Raw genomic sequence first — 19,604 nt, forward strand, 5'->3', positions numbered from 1 at the left:
TATCGCGGCGTTTGCGGCGCTTCCCCATCTCCTTGCAGACCGCGCGATATGCCTTGAAACATTTTATTGGCGTTTCAGGGTATAAGGCGGGCTGGCCTGCTCTCAGCGAATCGCCTGAAGCACCGACGGATTGTAACGCACGCATGAAGCCCGAACTGACCCTGACCGCCCGTTCGACGCGGCGCGACCCGCCGCCCGAACGGCCGGCGGGGCCGGGGCGCGCCTTTTGGGCCGCGATTGGGGCAGTGTCGATTGTCGCCTGTCTCGCCTTTCTGCTATCGAGCGGACAGTTTCGTGCGCCGGCGTTTTTCGGCCCGTACAGCGTATCGGTGCCGGTCGATTTCAGGCCCTATGACCCTGAACGCTGGGCGATCATGACCGCCGAGGATTATGCCGCGGCGCTGAAAATCGACCCGACGCTGCCCGATCCGAACGGCGTCGGTTACAGCGATGCCACCGCGCTACCCCCCGCCGACCCCGCCTTGCTGCGCGAAGAGGCCTTTGCCGGCCCGCCCGCCAAACCCTATGTGTTTCGCGGAGTAACCGCGCTCGACCGCGAGCGCGCGCATTATTGCCTGACCGCTGCCATCTATTACGAGGCCGCGTCCGAAAGCGACGACGGAATGCGCGGCGTCGCCCAGACGATCATCAACCGCGTCCGCCACCCAAGCTTTCCGAACACGGTGTGCGGCGTCGTTTTCCAGGGGTCGCAGCGCGCGGGGGTGTGCCAGTTTACCTTCAGCTGCGACGGCGCGATGGCGCGCGCGCCCAGCCGCGCCAACTGGCTGCGCGCCAGCCGCGTTGCGTCGGCGGCGCTCGGCGGTCAGGTTTTTGCCAAGGTGGGGCTCGCGACCCATTATCACACGCAGGCGATCTGGCCGCGCTGGGGCAAAAGCCTGGTGATGACCAACATCGTCGGCGCGCATATCTTTCACCGCTGGCGCGGACGCTGGGGGATGCCCGACGCCTTCCGCGCACCTTACGCGGGCCGCGAGCCGGTGCCCGGCCCCTATTTGCCCATCGCGCAGCAACTCGCGATTCTGAAGGGTCAGGGCATTGCCCCCGGTGCCGGCCCGCTTCCCGCGCTCACGGGCGCGGCGGCGCCGCTTCCCGATGCCGCGCCCGCGCCGCTGCCCGGCTCTCTCACCCCCGCAACTCCCGGCGCTCCGGCCGCCGCGGTCCCTGCCGTGCCAAGCTACGCCGACCCCCGACTCAACCAATCCGGACAAATCCGCGACGAATTTTCGAAGAGCGGCGAGTGGAAACGTTGAGCCAAGCGGTCTAGGTTGCCGTCTTTCAAAGGAGCGTGGCCATGGGGCATGTCAAAGGAATCGGCGGACTTTTCTTCCGCGCGCGCGACCCGGAGGCGCTGAACGCCTGGTATCGCGAGTGGCTCGGCGTTGGCGCAGGGTGCAGCGCCGACGATAACGGGCCGGTCGACGAATGGACATGGACCACGGCCGGAGGGCCACTCGGCTTTTCGGCGTTCAAGGCCGACACCGACTATTTCGCGGCCGACCGCCAGTTCATGATCAACCTGCGCGTCGACGACCTCGACGCCGTGCTCGCGCCGTTTCGTGAGGCGGGCGCGGACATCATCACCAAGCCCGAATGGGACGATCCGGCGGTGGGCCGCTTTGCGCGCGTTCACGATCCGGAGGGGAATCCGATCGAATTGTGGGAGCCGCCCAGGAGCTGACGGCGCCGAGACTGGAACGAGCGGGCCCAACCCCCGATCGCCCTCTCCTTCGTCATCGCGGACTTGATCCGGTATCCATAGCCGCGCTGAAGCCATGGATCCCGGATCAGGTCCGGGACGACGAATGGCTGGTTCCGACCGATCGCGGTCATAGCGCATACCTAAAAACTTTGTCATTCCCGCGAAAGCGGGAACCCAGAGCGGGCTTCAGCTGACCCCTCCCTGGGTTCCCGCTTTCGCGGGAATGACAAAAGGAGGACGTCCGCTCCCCACCCCAAAGCCGCCTTCGTAAGCGCCAAAAGAAAACGCTGTCCTACACGGCCCGGCCGTGCCAATCCTTGTTTCGGCTCTTTCAACATGTGGATAATGCGATAGCGGCTCCGGCTAAAGGAGCAGCGCGCGGCGAATTAAACGCGCGCAAGGCTGACTTTTACTGACCTTTGAAATGATCGCGCCGCTCCGGTGCCAAAAGGCGGCCGCGTAGGGCTGACCTTTCCTGACCTTTGGGAGGATCGGGAGCCGCGTACCGACCGGATCGCGGACGCGCTTACCGCCCCTGGCTGCGCCAGCGTTTGACCACGCGCTCGATGATCTCGGCCTCACCGCCCGTTTCGCGCCACAGTTTCGAGAAGAGCGGATCGCTCGACGCCGGCCGCTTCTCCTCTTCGAGCGTGTCGAGATAGACGCGGATCGGGATCGACACGCCCTCGCCGCAGACGATGCACTCACGGTTGCGTAGCGCCGGGATCGAATCGATGAAGCCGCGCGCGCCTTCGGGCATCGCCGATTTCACGAAATGCTGGTCGCGTTCGTTGTTGAGGCGCATCGAGATGATCGTGCCGCACTGCGACAGCACGCCTTCTGCGAGGTCCGACGGGCGCTGGGTGATGAGTCCCAGCGACACGCCATATTTGCGGCCTTCCTTGGCAATCCGCTCGAGGATCTTGCGCACCGCCTGTCCCGTCCCGATGTCCTTCGAGGGTATATAACGGTGCGCTTCTTCGCACACGAGCAGGATCGGGCGCTGCGGCTCGCCGCGCGACCAGATCGCATAATCGAAGGTCAGGCGCGACAACACTGCGACGACGACGCCGGTGATGTCGCTGGGAACGCCCGACACGTCGATGATCGAAATCGGGCGACCGTCCGATGGCAGGCGGAAAATCTTGCCGAGGAAATTGGCCATCGTGTCGGCGACGAGCATCCCGGAGAACATGAAATTATAGCGCGGGTCGGCGCGCATTTCCTCGATCTTGCCCTTGATGCGCATGAAGGGCGCACTCGACGTCGCCTTGTCGAGCTTGCCCATCTCGTTTGTGAGGATGCTGAGCAGGTCGGACAGCAGATAGGGGATCGGCGAATCGACCGTGATCTTCGTCATTCCCTCAGCCAGCCGGTTCTTCGTCCGCGCCTGGAGCAGACAACGCGCCAGCACGTCGCAGTCGGCCTGGCGGTCGCGACCCTCCGCCGTGACGAACACTTCGCAATGTTCCTCGAAATTCATCAGCCAATAAGGCATCGCGAGATTGTCGACGTCGAACAGCGCGCCGGTGCCCTTGAACGCGGCCGAATATTCGCCGTGCGGGTCGATCATCACAATATGGCCCTGCGGCGCGAGCTCGCAGATCTTGTGGAGGATCAGCGCGGCGCTCGTCGATTTACCCGTACCGGTCGATCCCAGCAGCGCGAAATGCTTGCCGAGCATCGCATCGACATAGAGCGAACCACGGACATCCTTGGTCGGGTGGACGGTGCCGATCTCGACATGCGCCCGCTCGTCAGCGGCGTAAATCTGCTTGAGATCGGCGCTGGTCGCCGCAAAGACAGGGCTGCCCGGAACGGGGTAGCGCGTCACGCCGCGGCGGAAATTATGGATGCGGCCGGTGATCTTTTCCTCTTCGCCTTCGCCGAGGAAATCGATCGTCGCGACGATCAGCCCCTCGCCGCGTTCGTGCAATTGCTGGTCGCGGATGCTGGCAATCAGCCAGATGTTGCCGACGCGAACCTTGACCTGCGCACCGACCTGTCCGGCCATCGCGACCGCGGCATCGCTCGACGACGACAGCTTGCCGATCGTCGCCGCGTCGAGCAGGACGCGCGACGCCGACCCCGAAATATCGACGACTTCGCCGATCAGCAGGTCATCGCGGTGATGGGTCGTAACCGGTGCCACGGGCGCCGCAATGCCGCCGCCCGCCAGCCGCACATGCTGCACCGCCGTCGAATCCCCGGCGCCAAATCCGCCCTGCATGTCCATACCCCAGCCCCCGCCTGTTGTGGTCCCGGCTCGGGCTATCGCAGACGAGGGTAAACAAAGCGCTTATGATGGGTCAGCGGCGGCGGAAAATTGCGGATGCGGCGTAGCCGAGACCCAGCGACAGGAGCACCGCCGACAGCCCGTAAAAAAAGCCATGCTCCTCGGCCGCGAGGGCGACGAAGCGTTCGAACCCCGTCTTGCGAATCTGGACGTCGCGCGACGCCACCGCGAGCACGCGCCCGCGGCTTATCAGATAGGTTTCGGCGCGATAGGTCCCCACGGGAACGCGCGCCGGTACCGGGATGCGGGCGCGATAGAGCACGCCTTCGGTAATCTCGACCGCAGCGGGATTTTCGACGAACAGCCCGGCGCGGCGATAAAGGTCGATCAGCCCGGCCTCGAAGCGCTCGAGCGTCTTCGCTTCCGAAAAGCCGGTCGGCGACATCGACAGGTTGGCAAGGCCGAGCTCGAAGATCGCCGCGGTGCGTTCATCCACCAGCTTGTCGATCGGCCGTGACGAGCCGATCGCATAAAAGCTGGGCGACGTGCGCAGGCGGATGCTGCTGGCGTTGACCCAAATGCCCGCGACGCGCCGTTTTTCGCGCAAAACGATCGGCCGCACCGGGCCCTTGAGCACGACGACGATGTCGGCGCGGTCGTCGGGCAGGCGCTGACCAGGATAGAGGATCGCGCCGAAAAGCAACAGTTCCTCGCCCGTAAAGCTGTACTGGATGTCGATCGCGCGGCTCGACACGTCGGGGACAAGCCGCGGATCGGCCGCACGCGCCCCCGAGAGCGGAAGCAGCGCCAGTGCGAACCACAGAAGCAGGGCGCGCAGCGCGGTCATTGCACCGTGTAGATTTCGTCGGGGCGGATAAAGAGATCGACGGCCATGCGCGCCGCGACGAGCAGGACGATAACCGCCAGCGCCATGCGGAGATACTCGGGCTTGACGCTCTGCGCAAAGCGCGCGCCGATCTGCGCGCCCGTCACGCTGCCGAGCAGCAGCAGCCCGGCGAGCACGATATCGACCGCGCCGGTCGTCAGCGCGTGGACCATCGTCGTCGCGATCGTCACGAACAATATCTGGAACAGCGACGTGCCGACAACGACCTGGGTCCCCATGCCGAGCAGAAAGAGCATCGCGGGCACCATGATGAACCCGCCGCCGACGCCGAGCAGCATCGTCAAAACCCCCACCACCATGCCGAGGATCAGCGGCGCGAGCGGCGAGATGTAAAGGCCCGATCGGTAGAAGCGCCAGCGCAGCGGCAGGTTGGCGACCACCGGATGATGGCGCCTTTTGCGTGCCGGGGCAGGAAGTCCGGCGCGCATGTTCTGCAGGGCGCCCCACGCCTCGCGCGCCATGATGCTGCCGACCGAGCCGAGCAGCGCCACATAGAGCATGTTGATCACCGTATCGATCTGCCCCCACGCGGTGAGCAGTTCGAACAGCCCCGCGCCGATCAACGACCCCAGAAGGCCGCCGACGACGAGCACTGCGCCCATGCGCAGATCCACCCCGCCGCGTTCGAGATGCGCGAGCGCGCCGGAAACGCTGGCACCCGTCACCTGCGTTGCCGCCGATGCCGCTGCGACCGTCGGCGGAATGCCATAGAAGATCAGCAGCGGCGTCGTCAGGAAGCCCCCGCCAACGCCGAACATGCCCGACAGGAATCCCACACCGCCCCCGAGCAGGATGATGACCAGCGCGTTGACCGACAGATTGGCGACTGGAAGGTAAAGATCCACGGGAGCCCCGAAACATGTGTTCAAGGCGCAAAACTGCGCCGAGTCCGGCGACCGTAGAGCATTTTTTCGCGGCGGGGAATCGGCTGCAGCGGCTATTTTTTCCGCGGTCAGAAGTCGCTCGCGAGCGTCAGCGCCAAGCCGCTGGTCGGTCGGGCATCGCCCGCGACGCGCTGCCGCCAGTCGAGCGCGATCCGGCTGCCCTGCCCCACGTCGGGCAGGCGCAACGTCAGCCGCGGCCCGACATCGACGCGCGCCGCGCCGGGCTGGACGGCGCCCGCCGCAAGAGCACCGAGGCGCAGCGAGGCATCTTCACGCCCAATTCCGCGGTCGATCACCATCGAGCCATCGGCAAAAACATCGCGGCTTCGTGCACCGACCACGCCCGCCTGCGCGTAGGCATCAAGCCGGAATCCCATGGGAAGCCCGACTTCGGACACCCCGCCGCTCATCATGGCGGCGAGCGCGGTTCGGCCTTCGCTCCCGGCGGCAACGCGCTGTTCGATCGCCACGTCTATCGGCAGATGCCCAAGCGGCGCAAAGGTAAGCCCGAAGGCCGCGTCGCGCTGGCGCGGACGCTCGAGAGCCATGGTCGCCCGTGCATAGGCGCGCAACCGCCCGGCCGCACCAAAGCCATAGGCCAGGCGGACGCCGCCCTGGCTGCCGCCAAGTTGACTCGACGACCCGATTCCGCGCGGCGCCGCGCCCGACCCGTCACGAAAATAGAGCCAGGCAGCCGTCGACCAGCCCGACAGCTGCCGCCGCATCCAGAAGGGCTCGCCCTGTGCAGGGTCGCCCCGCGGCGCCGCGATACGCCACGGCGGCTCGGCAAAAGCCGCCGCCGTGCGAACATCGCCACGCGGGGATGAAGGGAGCAGCCGCGCCATCAGGGCAAGGCGAAGATCGTGGCGATCCACCATCATTTCCCCGCTGCCGGCGCGGGTGGTAGCGACCGATCCGCCGTGAAGCGGGGCAATCCGGAGGTTCGCCCGCGCCGCGAAGATTCGCGGCTTCGCTGAAGTCGGCGGCATCACCGCGTATTGCACATTGGCCCGAACGCCGCCGGTCCCGACTAAGCGCGATGGCGCCACCCACGGGACCGGGGCGGCCGGCGGCGCAGCGGGAATCGCGGGGTTCCAGAGCATCATGGTGCGGAGCACCACCCACCCCCCAACGCACCCGATCAGGAATCGCAGCGCGGGAGCATCGCGGCGCGCATCGGCCCGGCGCATCATCATCGCGTCGGCACCCGGGCAAGCGCGTCGGCGACCAAGTCGTCGGCTTCGCTATGATCAGTCTTGTCCCAGATCACCTCACCCGACCGCAGTATCCGCCAATAAAGCAGGACGGCGCGGCGCGCTGCGAGCATTGCGATGACGTTTGCGACAAAGGCGCGCGGCACCGCGAACATTCCTTCGCGCCAGCCATGGCGGCGCGCGGTGAAATGGACGCGAAGCGTCATGCGCCAGCCGAGCAGCAGCAGGTTGAGCGCAAGAAGCCATTGCAACGGCCCGCCCGGTGCGATGGCTTCCCAGCCGAAGAAAAACTGCCCCGCCAGTCCTGCGGCGACAAGAAACAGGCTAACATAAGCTGCAAGCAGGATGAGCGCCGCGAGCGGCGCCCGGCGATCACGCCAGAGCATCCAGCGCGCGAGGAGGTCGCGCCCGGCCGAGCGTTGCGCGTCCCGCAAGCGTGAGCCCGGCCATCCCAGATGGTCCCAGCCCGCAAGGGCAATCCCCGCGATCCAGCGCGATTTTTGCCGAACCGCGGCATCAGCGCGGCCCGGGAAAGCGCCGCGCGAGACGATGCGCTCGCCCGCGCGATCGACGGCATCGACGAAGCACGCGCCGAGGCCATAAGCGCCGATCACCATGCCCATCTCGTAATCTTCGGTCAGGCTGTCGCTGCCAAAGGGCTCCCCCCCTCGCTCGATCGCGAGCAACGCGAGCGTGCTGCGCGTCAGCGCACAGCCCACCCCCGCCGACGGCAGCGGCAAACCAAGACGCGACCGCACCACCAGGTCCTTGCCATGCGCCTCGGCAAATTCGTCCGCATAATGCCCCCCGACCAAGCGCGCGCGCCGATCGATGATCGGCATTACGGGAATCTGCACCATCGCATTATCGACAAGATGCCAGCGGTAGAGCGCGAGTTCGTGCCGGTGGACATGATCCTCGGCATCGTGGAGCACGACCGCCGCAAAGCGCATCGCCTCAGCGCGCTCGTCGGCGCACAGCGCCGCCCAAATCTGGTTCAGATTGTCGCCCTTTGTCGTCGGGCCGTCATTCTCGCCGATTACCAGCCGCACCCGCAGATCGCGCGCAACCAACGGCGAAATTGCGAAAATCGTCGCCGCGTCGTTGGGATAGCATCCGACATACAGACGAAAATCCTCCCCTTCCCATGCCGCGAGGGTCCTGCGAAGCATTGCGGGCAGGGCTGCGGCTTCATCCCATGCGGGAATGAACACGGCGATGCGTCCCTCGATTGGCGTGGTTTCAACACCTTCGGTCCGGCGCTGTCCGCGCGTGGCCAGCCACAGGGCGTCGAGGAACAGATCGTCGAGGCCGATCAGCAAGATGCCCACCGATGCGAACAGCATCAGCTCGCGGCCCGCCACAAGGACCAGCCATTCCAGCCATGCGGTCGATAGCCCCACTTGCCAGCCTTGCCCCGCCGATGGCATGGCGCCATCCTCGACGTCAGTGCTAATCAAGCGCATCGATTTGTAAAGCGGCGCACCCGTCGCTAGGAAACTGTCATAACAGTTGACAATCTAAGGAAATAATTGACCGTGGCCCGCAGTTTTCCGCCCCCATCCGCGTTACGCGATTTCCTCGAAAGCGAAAGCGCGGGCGGAATGCTGCTTATTTTCGCGGCCATTTTGGCAATGATTGTTGCCAATTCACCCTTGTCGGGTCTGTATCATGACCTGATCCATGCGGTGACGGGGCCGGTACTCACCGACAAGCTCGGCCCGATGACGGTCCATCTTTGGATCAACGACGGGCTGATGGCGGTGTTTTTCCTGCTCGTCGGGCTGGAGATCAAGCGCGAGTTCGTCGATGGACGGCTTGCGAGTTGGGATCGGCGGCGCCTGCCCTTCATCGCCGCCGCCGCCGGCATGGCGGTGCCTGCAGCGCTTTACATGGCCTTTGCCGGCGATGAGCCGGGACTGGCGCAAGGGTGGGCGATCCCCGCCGCGACCGACATCGCCTTTGCGATGGGCGTGCTGGCCCTGCTCGGCAAGCGCGCGCCGACCTCGCTCAAACTCTTTCTCGTCACCGTCGCGATCGTCGACGACATGGGAGCGGTCGCGATCATCGCGCTTTTCTATACCGCCAAGATCAACCTGTTCGCGCTCGGCGCTGCGGCGGCGATCCTTGGCGTCATGTTCGCCTGCAACCGCGGCGGAGTGAAGAATCTCCTAGTCTATATGACCCTGTTCCTCCTGCTCTGGTATGCGATGCTGCTCTCGGGCGTCCATGCGACGATCGCCGGCGTCCTCGCGGCGATGACCATCCCCTTCGAGCGGACGCCGGGTACCCCCGACAGCCAGACGTCGCCGCTGCACCGACTCGAACATGCGCTGCATCCTACAGTGGCCTTTGCCATCGTCCCGCTGTTCGGCTTCGCGAATGCGGGCGTCGATGTGCGCGCGCTGGGCATCGACCAGATTTTTGCGCCCTTGCCGCTGGGCATCGCCGCGGGGCTGTTCCTCGGCAAGCAGATAGGAATTTTTGGCAGCGTCTGGCTGTCGGTCAAGCTCGGCATCGCCGGGCGGCTGCGCGGCGCGACCTGGCTTCAGGTCTATGGCGTCGCGATGCTCTGCGGAATCGGCTTTACGATGAGCCTGTTCATCGGCGGGCTGGCTTTCCCGGGCAATGCGCTGCTGATCGAAGAGGCAAAGATTGGCATCCTGATGGGGTCGCTCGCCGCCGCGCTGGTCGGCTTTGCCGTCCTCCGCTTTGCCCCGCTGCATCCGCAGCACGACGCCATCGAAACCGCTTCCGACGGCGAGATTGCCGCCGACGGCGATGTGCGTGACACATCCGAAGCAACTCGCTAATCCGTCGCAATGACAAAGCTTTTTCTGCCCTCCCTATTGGCTGTCGCGACGCTGGCGGGATGCGCCGCCGGTCCCACGAAAGCGCCTCCGGGCGAAAGGGACCTCGCTGCGCTCGATGTCCGTCGGACGGCTGCGACCTCCGACGCGCTCGACAAGATCGCCGCCTCCTACCTCCGCCTGTCGCTCGAAATCGGCACGCACGAACCCGGCTATATCGATGCTTATTATGGCCCGCCTGAACTTAAGGCGGCAGCCGAAGCCAGCCCACGCGACAAGACCGCGCTTCTCGCCGCAACCCGCGCGCTGATGGCCGAGACCCAACGCACCGCGCGGCGCCTGGCGGACCCTCTTGCGAAGCGGCGTGCCACCTTCCTCAGCGCCCAGCTTCGCGCCGCCGAGACGCGGCTGCTGATGATGGAGGGGACGCGCTTCGCCTTCGTCGACGAGGCCGAGCGATTGTTCGGCGTGCGCCCGCGCCTGAAGCCGCTCGCAAGTTATGACGCCGAACTGGTCAAGATCGAAGCGCTGGTCCCCGGCGATGGCGCGCTCGCCGATCGGGTCGAGGCTTATCTCGACGCCTTCACTATTCCCAAGGACCGTCTGCAACCGACGTTCGAGGCCGCGATCGCGCGCTGCCGCGGGCGTAGCGCGGCGCATATCCCGATGCCCGCGGACGAGAGCTTTCGCCTCGAGTTCGTGACCGGCAAAAGCTGGAGCGGCTATAATTATTATGAGGGTCGCTATCACAGCCTGATTCAGGTCAATACCGACCTGCCGATCCGCCTGTCGCGCGCGCTCGATCTCGGCTGCCACGAGGGCTATCCGGGCCACCACCTCCTCAACATGAAGCTTGAGGAAAAGCTGGTGAAGGAGCGAGGCTGGGCCGAGTTCAGCGTCTATCCCCTCTACAGTCCGCAAAGCCTGATCGCTGAAGGCAGCGCCAATTACGGCATCGACCTGTCCTTTCCCGGCGAAGCCAAGGCAGCGACCGAACGCGACATACTAATGCCGATCGCCGGGATCGCAGTGCCCGCCGACGACCGCTACTGGCGGTTGCTTGCGGCGATCAAGCGTGCATCGGGCGCGCGGTTGACGATCGCCCAGCAATATCTCGACGGCGAAATCGACCGGCCGACCGCAGTGGCGCTGACGCAAAAATATCTGCTCGTCTCGCAGCCGCGCGCCGAACAGTCGGTGCGCTTCACCGACCAGTATCGCAGCTATGTCATCAACTATGGCCTCGGCGAAGCGATGGTGCGCGCGCATGTCGAACGCGGGCGGCCGAGCCGCGACGAAATGTGGCGACGGATGGAACGGATCATCAGCGAACCGACGCTCCCTTCGGACCTGTAAGCGCGCTAAATATCGACGACAATCTTGCCGAAATGCTTGTTCGCCGCCTGATGGCGGAAGGCTTCGGCGAGCTGATCGAGCGGAAAATGGTCGCTGATGACCGGGCGGATAGCGTTCGCCTCGATCCCTGCGATCATGTCGAGCTGTTGCTGGCGGCTGCCCACGGTCAGCCCCTGCACGCGCAGATTCTTCGCCATCAGCAGCGCGGTCTGGACCGGCCCGGCGAAGCCCGCAAGAACACCGATCAGCGCGACATGGCCGCCGACGCGCGTCGCCATCATCGATTGGTCGAGCGTTCCCGCGCCGCCGATTTCGACGACCGTATCGACGCCGCGCCCGCCGGTCAGCTCCAGCGCCTTGGCGCCCCATGCGGGCACCTCTTTGTAATTGATAAGCTCGTCGGCGCCGAGCGCCTTCAGCCGTTCGAGCTTGGCATCGGACGAGCTGGTCGCGATCACCCGCGCGCCTGCGGCCTTGGCGAATTGCAGCGCGAACACCGACACCCCGCCGCTCCCTTGCACCAGTACCGTCGATCCCGGCCGCGTTGCGCCGTCGACGAACAGGGCGCGCCATGCGGTCAGCCCGGCACAGGTCAAGGTCGCGGCCTCTGCGGCCGAATAGCCCTGCGGAACGCGCGTGAACCAGTGCTGCGGCGTGACCACGACCTCGCGTGCACAGCCATCAATGCCGTCGCCCGGCACGCCGCGGAACGCCGTCGCGGGCGGGACGCCGTCGATCCATTCGGGGAAGAAGATCGACACCACGATGTCGCCGGGCTTGAACTGCGTCACCCCCTCGCCCACCGCCTCGACCGTCCCCGCACCGTCAGACATCGGGATGCGCCCGTCGGCGGCGGGGATCATCCCCATGACGACGGCATAGTCGTGGAAGTTGAGCGACGAGGCCGTCAGTCGCACCCGGATTTCGCCCGGCCCCGGATCGCCGGGATCGGCGAGGTCGACGAGCGTCAGATTGTCGAGCGAAGCGGGGGCGCGAAGCTGGACCGCGCGCATCATTCCGCCGCCATCGCCATTTCGACGCGCTGCGGGCCGCGGATCACGCCGCCGGGGGTCGGACCCTGCATTTCACCATCCCTGAAGGTAACGACGCCGGACTTGATCGTCGCGACATAGCCGTCGGCCTTTTGCAAGAGGCGCTTGCCGCCCGCGGGCAGGTCGAAGGCGAGCCAGGGTTTGCCCAGTTTCAGCCTCTCCATATCGATGACATTGAGGTCGGCGAGATAGCCGGGCGCGAGGAGGCCGCGGTCTTCGAGGCCATAGAGCATCGCGGTGTCGCGGCACTGGCGTTTGACCGCATGTTCGAGCGCAATCCGCTTGCCCGCGCGGTCGCGCACCCAATGCTGAAGCATGAAGGTCGGCGACGCGGCGTCGCAGATCGTCCCGCAATGCGCACCGCCGTCGGACAGGCTGTTCACCGTGTCATCGGCATGTTGCAGATCCTCAAGGAAATTGAGGTTCCCGTCGCGGTAGTTGAGGATCGGGAAATAGATGAAGCCCTTGCCGTCATCCTTCATCAGCAAGTCATAGGCATATTCGTCGGGCGACACCCCCGCCGCCGCGGCGCGCGCGGCGATGCTTTCATCCATCTTCGGCTCGTAATTGAAATCGGGGTCCATTTCGAACTGCACCGGCCAGCCGAGCGCAACGATTTTCAGGAAATCGATGATATCGCTTTCGGGCCAGACATTTTCCTCGGCAATCATCCGCGCCTTGAACGCGGGATCTTTCAGCTTCGCGAGCTGCTGATCCCACGGCAGGTCGATGATCTCGTTCCACGCGGGCTTGAACCGGAACGGATGCACCGTCCCCTGCCACGCCATGATGATGCCATTGCCGCGCAGCGCAATTTGCGCAACGATGTTGGCGCCGGTGGCATTCTGGCGCCGCATTTCCTCGATCTGCTCCTCGAGCGGCAGCTCCTTCGCAATCGACTGGAGCGCGGCGAAGGTGACCGGCAGGCCGGTTTCGCGGCTGAGGTCGCCCATCCACTGAAACTCGTTCCACTCGCGCTTCAGATCGCTCGCCATTTCGAACACGCCGTAACCGACGCGCCCCATCGCGCGGCCGATCGCGATCAATTCCTCCGCGGTCGCGGTCGTACCGGGCACGAGCTCGCCGTCGACCGACTTGTGCAGCACGGTGCGGCTGGTCGAAAAGCCGAGCGCGCCGGCGCGGATGCCTTCCTCGACGATCCGCGACATTTCCGCTACATCGGCGTCGGTCGGGACCGCGCCGGGTTTCTCGCGGTCGCCGAGCACATAGGCGCGCACCGCGCCGTGCGGCACATGGCACGCGACATCGACGGTGCGCGGCAGCTTTTCGAGCGCGTCCATATATTCGGGGAAGGTTTCCCAATCCCACGTCATCCCTTCGGCCAATGCGGTGCCGGGAATATCCTCGACGCCTTCCATCAACGAAATGAGCCAATCGTGGCGGTCGGGCCGCGCGGGGGCGAAGCCAACGCCGCAATTGCCCATAACGACGGTGGTCACACCGTGCCAACTCGAAGGCGCCATTTCGGCATCCCACGTCGCCTGCCCGTCGTAGTGCGTGTGGACATCGACGAAGCCGGGGGTGACGATCTTGCCGCCGGCGTCGATTTCTTCGCGCGCCGCGCCCAGATTTTCGCCCACCGCGACGATCCGGTCGCCGTGGACCGCGACGTCCGCAACAAAGGGCTTTCCACCCGAACCATCAACGACGGTGCCGCCGCGAATCAACAGATCATACATGTCCGCTCTCCCGAATCTTTTGGCCGATTTTTCGTTTCACGACGAAACCTATCACGGATTCGCGCGATGCCAAGGGCTGTCGAAGCGTCTTAAAGCGACAAAAGATTCGCATGTGCTGCGCCCAACTGTCTCCTTTGTCGCTTTAAGCGAAGAACATCATCGGGCGGCGGCAAAGAGGCTGACACCCGGGAAACGGGTAGGAAAGAAAAAACAGCCGGTCGCTCGTTCGATAAAGCGCGCACGGTTGGCGCTGCGCTGTTATAGCGACGCGATACACCGGAGGAGTCGATGCCATGATCCGTTCGCTGACCTTTGCCCTGCTGCTCGCCGCGAGCCCGCTCGCCGCCGCGCAGACGGCCGCCCCCGATTATGCCGCGGCGCTCGCCGATCCGGCACGCCCCGCCGCCGACCGCGAGCGTGACGCCGCGCGCAAGCCCGCCGAACTGCTGGCGTTTGCCCAGATCGCGCCGGGCGAAAAGGTCGGCGATTTCGTCATGGGCAGCGGCTATGTCACGCGCCTGCTCGCCGCCGCGGTCGGTCCGACGGGCAAGGTCTATGGCTTCCAGCCGGCCGAATTCATCGCTTTTCGCAAACAATATGGCGACGACCAGGCGGCGGTCGATGCCGCCTATGACAATGTCGATGCGGTCGCCGGACCGTTCGCGGCGCCCGCCTTTCCCGAACCGCTCGACACGATCATCACCGTGCAGAATTTCCACGACCTGTACCTCAAACCCTTCCCCGAAGGCACGGGCACCAAGGGGAGCGCGGCGCTGTTCGCCGCACTGAAGCCCGGCGGGACGCTGGTCGTCGTCGACCATAGCGCGGCGGGCGGCAGCGGCACGACGCTGGCCGACAGCCTGCACCGGATCGACAAGGCGGCGGTGGTCGCCGCGCTGACCAGCGCGGGCTTCACGCTCGAAGCCGAAAGCGATCTTTACGCGCGCGCCGACGACCCCCGCACAGCCAATGTTTTCGACACGGCGATCCGCGGCAAAACCGACCAGTTCGCGCTGCGTTTCCGTAAACCGGAGTGATGCGATGAGCGGCGGCGACGAGGATTATGTCTATGACGAGGCGAGCGGCGAGTGGCTGTCCGCCGGCGACGCGCGCGACCGTGCAGCCGCCGCGGCGGCTGGGCCCGAGGTGCGCGATGCAGTCGGCAATCTGCTCGCCGACGGGGATTCGGTCGTTCTGGTAAAGGATCTGGCCGTCAAGGGCGCGGGGCAGACGCTGAAGGTCGGAACCGTCATCAAGTCGATCCGCCTGACCGGCGACGCGCAGGAAATCGACTGCCGCCACGCGGGGATCAAGGGGCTGGTGCTGCGCGCGGAGTTTGTGCGAAAGCGGTGAGGTTTGCGCGGCTACATCATGAAGCGGACGGAGTTCAGATAATAGGAGGTGATGGGCTGTCCCCCGGCGTCGAGCGCGGGGGTAAAACGGGCGCGGTTCATGATCCCCCTGCACACCGCATCGTCGAAAGCCTGCGGCCGCGTCGATTGCTGGATGTGACAGCTCGCCGGCTTGCCTTCGCGATCGACGACGAGCCGGAAAAACACCAGACCCTGACGGCCTTCCCACCGCATTTCCGACGGATAGTCGCTGCTGCTAAGCCATTTTCCGGGGTTGCCAACCGGCACGGCGCGCCGCGACAAGGTCCGGTGCGCCGCGACGTCGATACCCCAGCCGCGCAACAGGTCATCGGTGCAGGCAGCCAGTGCGCGTTCAGCAGCGCGCATCGGCCCGGATTCGAGAACCACCGTCTGCTTGCCCGGAATCCGCAGTTCCAGATATTCGATCGCGTCATAAAGCGCTGGATCGACGACCGGCAACGGTTGGGTACCGTCGTCCTCGCGGTCCGCGGCGGCCCAAGCAGGATCATGGCCGGTGATGAAAAACCCGCCGACAAGAACGAGCGCTGCCTTGCCGCTCTCCACCGTCGCCGGTTCGAATGCCTTGTCAAAGGGCTGATCGCCGGGCCCGAATCGCAGCGTGATACGGCGATTGTCGCTGCGCACCTTCAGCGGATTGCCGACCAGCGTCATATTGACGCGCGGCCCTGGCTGGAACCGGTCGAGCAGGAGCAAAACCTCCTCATCGCCGGTGCCAAACGACCGCGCGAGGCGGCAGCTGTCAGGGGCATAGTTGACGTGCCACTTCGACGAAGGTGCGAGCCGCAGCGGCTCCTTTGCGGCGGCCGCGGGTGCGGCGATCGCGGCCACCAGGGCCAATATTGCCAGACGATCGTTCATATTGCCCCCTTTTGTCCGAGAGCCAGCTTATCGCACTGGATCGAAAGAACAATCAGCCGATTGCACCGTAGGAGGTATAATCTTCAACATGCGCATTGGCACGGCGGAAGCCGGTAAAGCTCATGCTCGCCGACAGGCCGAGGGCCTCGATTGTTCGGCGACAAAAATGTGACCGGCCGATGACGCGCCGTGCCGATGCGCAGACGCCTATTCGGCCGCAGGGGCTTCGGCCGCCGCTTCGTCCCCGGGCTCCTCGGCCGCCGTCAGCGCGCCGTTCTGGACAAGCCAGCGCGGATAGCCCGTCTGCACCGCCGCCATGATGCGGTCGATCGCGGCGGCGACCTGTTCGCCCTCGGCCTCGCGGTCGCGCTGAACGATGACGCGGCGCGCTTGCGGGTCGATCAGCACGCGGTCGCGGCGGACGAGTTCGCCCACGGTCAGTCCGGCGAGGATCGCGCGTGAATCTTCTTCGCGCTGTTCGAGCGTCGCGAGGCGGCGGTTGAGTTGTTCTTCGACCTGCACCGCAGCATTCGTCTGTTGCCTGAGCTGGACGATGCTGACGCGCGCCTCGCGATCGAGCGCCTTGCGGATCCGTTCGGCGAGCGCGGTATCGAGCTTTGCCGCGTAGCGATCGACGAGCACCACGCCATCGACCGCTACCGCGTCGCGCTCCATGCGGACATTCATACTATCGACGCGGTCGCTTTCGCCCAGCAACGCACGCAGTTCGGTCTGCACCACCGACCGCGCGCGCACTTCGCCCGCGAGGCTGTTGAGCGTGAGCGCAAGCGGAATCGACAAGATGCCGAGCGTTACCACGATGCCCGCGACCTGCATGGCCGTATGCTGCGGCGTCAGCGACGGCCCGAAGCGATTGATGCGCGCAATGATCGTCGCCGCAAAGGCAATCGCGAGCGTGTTCGTCAGGAACAGCAGTGCGGCGCCGACGGCAAAGTCGAAGCGCCCCGTTGCGAGGCCGAAACCGATCGTCGACAGCGGCGGCACCAGCGCCGTCGCGATCGCGACGCCCACCATCACCCCCGAAAGCTTGCGCATGATCGCATAGACGCCGGCGATGCCGCCGACGACCGCGACGCCAAGGTCCAGCAGGGTCGGCTCCGTTCGTGCGCGAAGTTCGGGCGTAACGTCGCGGATCGGCGACAGCCAGATCAGCACCATCGCGACGAGGATCGCGAGCGCCATGCCCGCGGCCATCGTTACCAGCGACCGCTTGATAAGATTGCTTTCGAGCGTCGCGAGGCCGAACCCGATGCCCATAATCGGGCCGAGCAACGGCGAAACGAGCATGGCCCCGATGACGACCGGCGCCGAGCTTTGCAGCAGCCCCAGCGTCGCGATCGCCGACGACAGCGTGATCAGCAGCAGGAATTTCCTGTCGAGGCGGGCGTCGCGCGCGACGCTGGCCAGGACAACCGCGCGGCCATGGTCGCTGCCAACGCCGTCGTCGTCGCTGTCGTCCTCGGCATCGCTGGTCTCACCCCGACGGGCCGACCGGCGACCACCGGCATTGAACGGCGCATCGCCGAGGCCCGGCACGCCAGGATGATGGCCGGCCATGGCGCGGCGGGTCAGATCTTGCCGGTCAGTTCGGGCACCGCGCTGAACAGGTCAGCGACGAGGCCGAAGTCGGCGACCTGAAAGATCGGCGCATCCTCGTCCTTGTTGATCGCGACGATGGTTTTGGAATCTTTCATGCCCGCAAGGTGCTGGATCGCACCCGAAATGCCGATGGCGAAATAAACCTCCGGCGCGACGATCTTGCCGGTCTGGCCGACCTGATAGTCGTTGGGAACATAGCCCGCGTCGACCGCGGCGCGGCTGGCGCCGAGCGCGGCGTTGAGCTTGTCGGCGAGCGGCACGATGACTTCCTGATACTTCTCGCTCGAACCCAGCGCGCGGCCGCCCGACACGATGATCTTCGCCGAGGTGAGTTCGGGGCGATCCTGCTTGGCGATCTCGGCGCCGACGAAGCTCGAGATACCGGCATCGCTGCCGCCACCGACCGCTTCGATGCTGCCCGAACCGCCCGTGGTCGCCGCCTTGTCGAACGCGGTGCCGCGCACGGTCAGGACCAGCTTGGCGTCCGACGATTCGACGGTCGCAATCGCGTTGCCGGCGTAGATCGGGCGGGTGAAAGTCTTCGGACCTTCGACCGACAGAATTTCGCTGATCTGCATCACGTCGAGAAGCGCGGCGACGCGCGGCGCGATATTCTTGCCGGTCGTGGTCGCGGGTGCGACGAACGCATCATGCGACGACATCAATTCAGCGACGAGCGGCGCGATATTTTCGGGCAGATTGTGACCGAAAGCGGCATTGTCGGCGACATGCACCTTGCCGACGCCTGCAATCTGCGCGGCATCCTTGGCCACGCCATCGACGCCCGAACCGGCGACGAGCAGATGGACCTCGCCGAGCTTCGACGCGGCGGTCACCGCGGCAAGCGTGGCATCCTTGACGGCGGTGCCGTCATGTTCGACCCAAACCAGAGTTTTCATATCTAAACTTCCCTCTATTCCGTTCGGGCTGAGCCTGTCGAAGCCCTGTTTTTCTTCAAGAAGAACGGCCCTTCGACAAGCTCAGGGCGAACGGGGGTTGGAATATCTTAGCTGTGGACGCCCATCGCTTTGAGCTTGGCAACCAGTTCGTCGACATCGGCGACCTTGACGCCCGCCGAGCGGACGGGCGGTTCCGAAACCTTGACCGTCTTGACGCGCGGCGCGGTATCGACGCCATAATCGGCGGGTGACTTCACATCGAGCGGCTTCGACTTCGCCTTCATGATGTTCGGCAGCGAAGCATAGCGCGGTTCGTTGAGGCGAAGGTCGGTGGTGACGATCGCGGGAAGCTTGAGCTTCACCGTCTCGAGGCCGCCGTCGACTTCGCGCGTCACGCTGACATGCTCCCCGTCGACATTCACCGCGCTGGCAAAGGTGCCCTGCGCCCAGCCAGTGAGCGCAGCCAGCATCTGGCCGGTCTGATTGTTGTCGCCGTCGATCGCCTGCTTGCCGAGAATGACAAGGCCGGGGGCTTCGGCGTCGGCGATGGCTTTGAGGATCTTTGCAATCGCCAGCGGCTCAACCTCATCGTCGGTCTGGACGAGGATCGCGCGGTCGGCGCCCATCGCGAGCGCGGTGCGCAGCGTTTCCTGCGCCTTGGCCGGGCCAATCGACACCGCGACGATCTCGGTCGCGACACCCTTTTCCTTCAGGCGGATCGCTTCTTCGACTGCGATCTCGTCGAACGGGTTCATCGACATTTTGACATTGGCGAGGTCAACGCCGGTGCCGTCGGCCTTCACTCGCGGCTTGACGTTGTAATCGAGCACCCGCTTCACGGGGACGAGGATTTTCATGGGCTCAAAGCTCCTCTCAGCAAATTGTGCACTGCGCCATAATTGGCGTTTACGTAAACGTCAACCAGTGGTCCCCGATTACCTTCTCCCTTGAGGG

At 65.3% G+C, this 19,604-nt stretch carries 17 protein-coding genes; 6 read left to right on the plus strand and 11 right to left on the minus strand.

Going from position 1 to position 19,604, the window contains the following annotated elements:
- Positions 1-143: 143 nt before the first annotated feature.
- Together VSX77_RS04810 and VSX77_RS04815 are read left to right on the plus strand one after the other, a co-directional pair.
- Complete coding sequence (locus tag VSX77_RS04810) at positions 144-1,271, plus strand: cell wall hydrolase (RefSeq protein WP_338426523.1); 1,128 nt, start codon at positions 144-146, stop codon at positions 1,269-1,271.
- Between the two features lie 41 nt (positions 1,272-1,312).
- Positions 1,313-1,699, plus strand: a complete 387-nt coding sequence (locus tag VSX77_RS04815) for a VOC family protein (RefSeq protein WP_338426524.1) — start codon at positions 1,313-1,315, stop codon at positions 1,697-1,699.
- Between the two features lie 547 nt (positions 1,700-2,246).
- Here the strand turns inward: VSX77_RS04815 and VSX77_RS04820 are convergent.
- The 5 genes from VSX77_RS04820 to VSX77_RS04840 all read right to left on the minus strand — a co-directional run bounded on the left by VSX77_RS04820 (position 2,247) and on the right by VSX77_RS04840 (position 8,421).
- Entirely contained in the window at positions 2,247-3,956 is a 1,710-nt protein-coding gene (locus VSX77_RS04820; protein WP_338426525.1) for an ATP-binding protein, read from the minus strand.
- Positions 3,957-4,029: 73 nt separating this feature from the next.
- Positions 4,030-4,803 carry a TIGR02186 family protein gene (locus VSX77_RS04825; RefSeq protein ID WP_338426526.1) on the minus strand — a complete coding sequence of 258 codons (774 nt, stop codon included), beginning with the start codon at positions 4,801-4,803 and terminating at the stop codon, positions 4,030-4,032.
- Positions 4,800-5,708 (minus strand): sulfite exporter TauE/SafE family protein, encoded by a 909-nt coding sequence (locus tag VSX77_RS04830; protein ID WP_338426527.1) that lies wholly within the window; start codon positions 5,706-5,708, stop codon positions 4,800-4,802. The genes VSX77_RS04825 and VSX77_RS04830 overlap by 4 nt, the downstream gene beginning before the upstream one ends.
- A 107-nt stretch (positions 5,709-5,815) precedes the next feature.
- Positions 5,816-6,943 carry a hypothetical protein gene (locus tag VSX77_RS04835; RefSeq protein ID WP_338426528.1) on the minus strand — a complete coding sequence of 376 codons (1,128 nt, stop codon included), beginning with the start codon at positions 6,941-6,943 and terminating at the stop codon, positions 5,816-5,818.
- Entirely contained in the window at positions 6,940-8,421 is a 1,482-nt protein-coding gene (locus VSX77_RS04840) for a glycosyl transferase family protein (RefSeq protein ID WP_338426529.1), read from the minus strand. Before VSX77_RS04840 ends, VSX77_RS04835 begins: the two co-directional genes overlap by 4 nt.
- 78 nt (positions 8,422-8,499) lie before the next feature.
- Between VSX77_RS04840 and nhaA the strand changes: the two genes are divergently transcribed.
- Positions 8,500-9,774: a Na+/H+ antiporter NhaA gene (gene nhaA / locus VSX77_RS04845; protein ID WP_338426530.1), complete on the plus strand. Its 1,275-nt coding sequence runs from the start codon at positions 8,500-8,502 to the stop codon at positions 9,772-9,774.
- A 9-nt stretch (positions 9,775-9,783) separates the two neighbouring features.
- Positions 9,784-11,127: a hypothetical protein gene (locus VSX77_RS04850; RefSeq protein WP_338426531.1), complete on the plus strand. Its 1,344-nt coding sequence runs from the start codon at positions 9,784-9,786 to the stop codon at positions 11,125-11,127.
- Positions 11,128-11,132: 5 nt separating this feature from the next.
- Here VSX77_RS04850 and VSX77_RS04855 read toward each other — a convergent pair whose 3' ends face one another.
- Together VSX77_RS04855 and VSX77_RS04860 are read right to left on the minus strand one after the other, a co-directional pair.
- On the minus strand, positions 11,133-12,140 hold the full coding sequence (locus tag VSX77_RS04855; protein ID WP_338427216.1) for a zinc-dependent alcohol dehydrogenase family protein: 1,008 nt from the start codon (positions 12,138-12,140) through the stop codon (positions 11,133-11,135).
- Positions 12,140-13,879 (minus strand): N-acyl-D-amino-acid deacylase family protein, encoded by a 1,740-nt coding sequence (locus tag VSX77_RS04860; protein ID WP_338426532.1) that lies wholly within the window; start codon positions 13,877-13,879, stop codon positions 12,140-12,142. Before VSX77_RS04860 ends, VSX77_RS04855 begins: the two co-directional genes overlap by 1 nt.
- Before the next feature lie 293 nt (positions 13,880-14,172).
- Between VSX77_RS04860 and VSX77_RS04865 the strand changes: the two genes are divergently transcribed.
- Positions 14,173-14,916 (plus strand): class I SAM-dependent methyltransferase, encoded by a 744-nt coding sequence (locus VSX77_RS04865; protein ID WP_338426533.1) that lies wholly within the window; start codon positions 14,173-14,175, stop codon positions 14,914-14,916.
- Between the two features lie 4 nt (positions 14,917-14,920).
- Positions 14,921-15,232 carry an alkylphosphonate utilization protein gene (locus VSX77_RS04870; protein WP_338426534.1) on the plus strand — a complete coding sequence of 104 codons (312 nt, stop codon included), beginning with the start codon at positions 14,921-14,923 and terminating at the stop codon, positions 15,230-15,232.
- A gap of 11 nt (positions 15,233-15,243) precedes the next feature.
- Here VSX77_RS04870 and VSX77_RS04875 read toward each other — a convergent pair whose 3' ends face one another.
- The 4 genes from VSX77_RS04875 to VSX77_RS04890 all read right to left on the minus strand — a co-directional run bounded on the left by VSX77_RS04875 (position 15,244) and on the right by VSX77_RS04890 (position 19,507).
- Positions 15,244-16,131, minus strand: a complete 888-nt coding sequence (locus VSX77_RS04875; RefSeq protein WP_338426535.1) for an energy transducer TonB — start codon at positions 16,129-16,131, stop codon at positions 15,244-15,246.
- Between the two features lie 207 nt (positions 16,132-16,338).
- Positions 16,339-17,709, minus strand: a complete 1,371-nt coding sequence (locus VSX77_RS04880) for a DUF389 domain-containing protein (protein ID WP_338426536.1) — start codon at positions 17,707-17,709, stop codon at positions 16,339-16,341.
- A gap of 11 nt (positions 17,710-17,720) precedes the next feature.
- A complete protein-coding gene (locus VSX77_RS04885; RefSeq protein ID WP_338426537.1) occupies positions 17,721-18,650 on the minus strand; it encodes an electron transfer flavoprotein subunit alpha/FixB family protein in 930 nt (309 codons plus the stop codon).
- 107 nt (positions 18,651-18,757) lie between these two features.
- Positions 18,758-19,507 (minus strand): electron transfer flavoprotein subunit beta/FixA family protein, encoded by a 750-nt coding sequence (locus VSX77_RS04890; protein WP_338426538.1) that lies wholly within the window; start codon positions 19,505-19,507, stop codon positions 18,758-18,760.
- Between the last annotated feature and the right edge of the window lie 97 nt (positions 19,508-19,604).

Origin of the sequence: Sphingopyxis sp. TUF1, assembly GCF_036687315.1 — a bacterium.
Classification (GTDB): domain Bacteria; phylum Pseudomonadota; class Alphaproteobacteria; order Sphingomonadales; family Sphingomonadaceae; genus Sphingopyxis; species Sphingopyxis kveilinensis.

Excerpts from the sequence above, each read along its gene's own strand:
- VSX77_RS04865 (WP_338426533.1), top strand. The coding sequence starts at position 14,173 with ATGATCCGTTCGCTGACCTTTGCCCTGCTGCTCGCCGCGAGCCCGCTC.
- VSX77_RS04825 (WP_338426526.1), bottom strand. The coding sequence starts at position 4,803 with ATGACCGCGCTGCGCGCCCTGCTTCTGTGGTTCGCACTGGCGCTGCTT.
- VSX77_RS04810 (WP_338426523.1), top strand. The coding sequence starts at position 144 with ATGAAGCCCGAACTGACCCTGACCGCCCGTTCGACGCGGCGCGACCCG.
- VSX77_RS04815 (WP_338426524.1), top strand. The coding sequence starts at position 1,313 with ATGGGGCATGTCAAAGGAATCGGCGGACTTTTCTTCCGCGCGCGCGAC.
- VSX77_RS04855 (WP_338427216.1), bottom strand. The coding sequence starts at position 12,140 with ATGCGCGCGGTCCAGCTTCGCGCCCCCGCTTCGCTCGACAATCTGACG.
- VSX77_RS04890 (WP_338426538.1), bottom strand. The coding sequence starts at position 19,507 with ATGAAAATCCTCGTCCCCGTGAAGCGGGTGCTCGATTACAACGTCAAG.
- VSX77_RS04835 (WP_338426528.1), bottom strand. The coding sequence starts at position 6,943 with ATGATGATGCGCCGGGCCGATGCGCGCCGCGATGCTCCCGCGCTGCGA.
- VSX77_RS04820 (WP_338426525.1), bottom strand. The coding sequence starts at position 3,956 with ATGGACATGCAGGGCGGATTTGGCGCCGGGGATTCGACGGCGGTGCAG.
- VSX77_RS04870 (WP_338426534.1), top strand. The coding sequence starts at position 14,921 with ATGAGCGGCGGCGACGAGGATTATGTCTATGACGAGGCGAGCGGCGAG.
- VSX77_RS04860 (WP_338426532.1), bottom strand. The coding sequence starts at position 13,879 with ATGTATGATCTGTTGATTCGCGGCGGCACCGTCGTTGATGGTTCGGGT.
- VSX77_RS04885 (WP_338426537.1), bottom strand. The coding sequence starts at position 18,650 with ATGAAAACTCTGGTTTGGGTCGAACATGACGGCACCGCCGTCAAGGAT.
- VSX77_RS04875 (WP_338426535.1), bottom strand. The coding sequence starts at position 16,131 with ATGAACGATCGTCTGGCAATATTGGCCCTGGTGGCCGCGATCGCCGCA.
- VSX77_RS04850 (WP_338426531.1), top strand. The coding sequence starts at position 9,784 with ATGACAAAGCTTTTTCTGCCCTCCCTATTGGCTGTCGCGACGCTGGCG.
- VSX77_RS04880 (WP_338426536.1), bottom strand. The coding sequence starts at position 17,709 with ATGGCCGGCCATCATCCTGGCGTGCCGGGCCTCGGCGATGCGCCGTTC.